The organism is Sphingomonas sp. 66-10, from assembly GCF_001897045.1.
Lineage (GTDB): Bacteria > Pseudomonadota > Alphaproteobacteria > Sphingomonadales > Sphingomonadaceae > Sphingomonas > Sphingomonas lycopersici.
Genome location: NZ_MKRR01000142.1, coordinates 1 through 3,787, shown reverse-complemented (window position 1 = coordinate 3,787; position 3,787 = coordinate 1). Strand labels below are relative to the sequence as shown.

At 67.4% G+C, this 3,787-nt stretch carries 3 protein-coding genes and 1 pseudogene; all 4 read right to left on the bottom strand.

Annotated features, from left to right (window positions below; genetic code table 11):
- Positions 1-403 (bottom strand): annotated as a pseudogene (locus tag BGN95_RS20990) (cell division protein FtsZ); the annotation flags it as partial.
- A 107-nt stretch (positions 404-510) separates the two neighbouring features.
- Positions 511-1,773, bottom strand: a complete 1,263-nt coding sequence (ftsA, locus tag BGN95_RS20985) for a cell division protein FtsA (RefSeq protein ID WP_265269070.1) — start codon at positions 1,771-1,773, stop codon at positions 511-513.
- An 18-nt stretch (positions 1,774-1,791) separates the two neighbouring features.
- A complete protein-coding gene (locus BGN95_RS20980) occupies positions 1,792-2,733 on the bottom strand; it encodes a cell division protein FtsQ/DivIB (protein WP_265269069.1) in 942 nt (313 codons plus the stop codon).
- Positions 2,730-3,686: a D-alanine--D-alanine ligase gene (locus BGN95_RS20975; protein ID WP_265269068.1), complete on the bottom strand. Its 957-nt coding sequence runs from the start codon at positions 3,684-3,686 to the stop codon at positions 2,730-2,732. The genes BGN95_RS20980 and BGN95_RS20975 overlap by 4 nt, the downstream gene beginning before the upstream one ends.
- Positions 3,687-3,787 lie beyond the last annotated feature (101 nt).

Sequence of the window (3,787 nt, the reverse complement as noted above, 5' to 3'; positions counted from 1 at the left end):
CGACGCCGACCGTCAGGATGCCCATGTCGCGGGCCGCCTTGGCGATCACCGGCGCGGCGCCGGTGCCCGTCCCGCCGCCCATCCCGGCGGCGATGAAGCACATATGCGCGCCTTCGAGTCGGCGCGACATTTCCTCGATCGTTTCCTCGGCGGCGGCGCGGCCGATCTCCGGCCGGCTACCCGCGCCGAGCCCCTGGGTGATCTTCGCCCCGAGCTGGATCTTCTGCGGCGCGTTGGATTGTTTGAGCGCCTGCGCGTCGGTGTTGGCGACGAGGAAATCCACGCCCTGCACCTCGGCCCGCATCATGTTGGCGATCGCGTTGCCGCCCGCCCCACCGACACCGATCACCGCGATGCGCGGCGTCAGCTCGTCCGCATCCGGCGTGATGAATTCGATTCCCATCGCGTACTTACTCCGCCTGCCCCGGCTCCACCCCAGCGCCGAGCGTCTCGATTAACCTTCCTGCAACATAGCGTCCGACCGTGCCAGCCGAAAACCACTGTGCAGCCTCAATAATTGGCCTTCACCGTCTGAAAGAGGCGTTTGAGCGCCCTCAACCCCTTCGGCCGATAAACCTGCTGCGCCTGCTGCGGCACCAGCCCGCGCAAATCGATCGGATCATTGGCCGCGAAAAATGCCAGCCCGGCGAGCGTCGCAAAGCCCGGCCCGGCATGTGCCTCGGGCAATCCGGTCAGCCCGCGCGGCCGCCCGACGCGCACCGAGCGGCCGAGCACCTGCTGCGCATAATCGGCGATGCCCTTTAGCTCCGCGCCGCCCCCGGTCAACACCACCTGGCGGTTGATCGGGCCTTCGAACTTCAATTCCTTGAGCGCGGTCTGCACCTCGCCCATCAATTGCTCCAGCCGGGTGCGGATCACCGCGATCAACGCCGCCTTGGTGATCTGCAGCGCGTCGCCGTCCTCCTCATTCTCGGGGAAGCGGATCGTGATCATCTCATGATTGTCGCGCGGGGAGGCATTGGCAGAGCCGTGGAAACATTTCATCCGCTCCGCCTGCCCGCGCGTCGTGCCGAAGGCGGAGGCGATATCGTCGGTGATGTCGGACGAGCCGATCGCGATCGACTTCAATCCGACGAGCATCTCGCCCGCGAACAACGAGACATTGGTGATCCCCGCGCCGATCTCGACCAACGCCACCCCCAGATCGCGCTCCTCATCGCTGAGGCACGCGAGCCCGGTCGCGACGGGCGCGGCGATGATCGACTTGACCTCCAGATGCGCCGAGCGGACGCACAGGTCGAGGTTGCGCACCGGCGAGCCGTCGGCGGCGATGACGTGGATGTGCACCCCGAGCCGGTCGGCGTGGAGGCCGATCGGCTTCTTGACGCCATCGAGCCCGTCGAGCGTGTAAAGCGCGGGCTGCGCGTGGAGCACCATCCGGCCCTGCGGGTCGATCGACTGGCGCCCTTCCTGCAGCAAGGCGTCGATATCGGCCTGTTCGATACGGTGGCCGTTGAGCTCCGACTCGATGAACGCCTCGTCGGACACCAGCCCGCCGGCGGAGAAGCCCGCCCAGACATTCTCGATATTGATCCCCGCGATCCGCTCCGCCTGCTCGACCGCCTCGCGCACCGCCACCTCGGTCGCGGCCATGTCGGCGATATAGCCGCGCTTCACCCCGCGCGACTCGCGCTGCCCGGTGCCGAGCACGATCAGCTCGCCGCCATCGCCCTTCTGGGCGATCATCGCCGAAATCTTCGACGATCCGATGTCCAGCGCGGTGATCAGTCCTTCCGGTGCTGCCTTCGCCATGTCCCCGTCGCCCCTTCTTCAGACATCGCCGGTCCGCGCAACGCGCGTCTCGGTGGTGGTGCCGTTCCCCGTGCCATTGCCGCCATTTTCCCCCTGGTCGGCATCGGCGCGGTTACTGTCCGGCCCCGGCTTGCGCGCGACCAATTTGTTCGGATCGCGCATATCGAAACGTACCCAGCCCTTGCCCAGCAATGGCTTGGCGCCCTCCATCTCGGCGAATTTGACCAACGCCTGCGCCGCATTGTCCTGCGGCAGCAGCAAGGTCTCGCCGCTGTCGAAGGTGATATCCCAGCGCCGGTTGCCGACCCAGGTCGCCGCCTTGACGCGCGGGCGAAGCGCCGGCGCGGCGGCGAGCAATTGCTGATACGCCGCCTCCTGCTGCGCCGCCCCCGGCCCGATCACCAAAGGCAGCCCGGCGGGCATGTGATCGGCGTCGATCGGCGCGAGCAGCACGCCATTGGCGTCGATCAGCGTCAATTGTCCTTCGTTCTGCCAGATCGCCGCCGGCTCCCGCTCGACGATATGGATCAGCAGCCGATCGGGGAAGCGCCGCGAGACATAAGCGTCGGCGATCCAGCCATAGGCCAGGAGCCGCTTGCGCACCGCATCGAGATCGACCGCGAGCAACGGCCGCTCCGCCGCCTGATTCTCCAGCGCGACGGCATAGACCGTCTCGCGATCCATCTTCTTGAGGCCGGTGATATCGACCTGCTCGACCCGCATCCCGGCACGCCCGGTGCTCTCGGCGATCGCGCCGCCGATCATCCCGGGCACGCCGAACCAGGTCGCGCCGGCGAGCACCGCCGCGCCGCCGACGCCGAGGAAGGTCCAGGTGACCATCCGGCGCAAGGTATCGTGGCTGATCGGCAGCTTGGCGATCAGCCGGTCGCCGAACGAGGTCTTGCGGCGCGGCGCCCCCGGGCGGCGCGGCGGCGAGCGGCGGACGGGCTGTCGGCTCATACCGCTTCCTCCTGCAACGCCCGATCCTGCAACGCCGCGTCGACGATCGCCTGCACCAGCTCGGGATAGCTCATCCCGGTATGCCGCGCCTGTTCGGGGACGAGGCTCAGCGGGGTCATCCCCGGCTGGGTGTTGACCTCGAGCAGGAACAATCCGTCGATCCCGCGCTCGTCGTCCCAGCGGAAATCGGCGCGGCTGCACCCCTTGCAGCCGAGCAGGCGATGCGCCTCGAGCGCGATCGACTTGCACGCCTCGGTGATCTCGTCGGGGATCTGCGCCGGGAAGATATGCTCGGTCAGCCCCTCGGTATATTTGGCGTCATAGTCGTAGAAGCCGCTCTTGGGGCGCAATTCGGTCACGCCGAGCGCGCGATCGCCGAGCACCGCGGTGGTCAGCTCGCGCCCGCGGACATAGGGTTCGGCGAGCAATTCCTCGAAATGCTGCCACGGCCCCTCGACATCGCGCCCGATCGGCGTGCCGTAATTGCCGTCGGCGGTGACGATCGCGATGCCGACCGACGAGCCTTCGTTGACCGGCTTGAGCACATAGGGCCGCGCCAGCGGGTCGCCGGCGAACAATTCGGCCGATTTGACCACGCGACCGCCCGGCATCGGGATGCCGTGGGGGACGAGCTGGTTCTTGGTCAGGATCTTGTCGATCGCGATCACCGAGGTGGCGAGCCCGGAGTGGGTATAGGTAAGCCCGAGCAGGTCCATCATCCCCTGCACCGACCCGTCCTCGCCGGGGGTGCCGTGGAGCGCGTTGAACACCACGTCCGGCTTCGCCTCGGCGAGCCGCGCGGCGACGTCGCGCCCCATATCGATCCGCGTGACGCGATGCCCAAGCGACTCCAGCGCCTCGGCGATGCCCTTGCCCGACGACAGCGACACCTCGCGCTCCGCCGACCAGCCGCCCATCAGCACGACGATGTGAAGCGGACGACGATCAGACACGCGATACTCCTTGCGATACGAACAACTTGAGCCCCTGCCCTTCAGGGAAGGTTGTCTAATCGCATATCCTTGGTCAAGCGCGTCGGCGTATAAATCGAGGG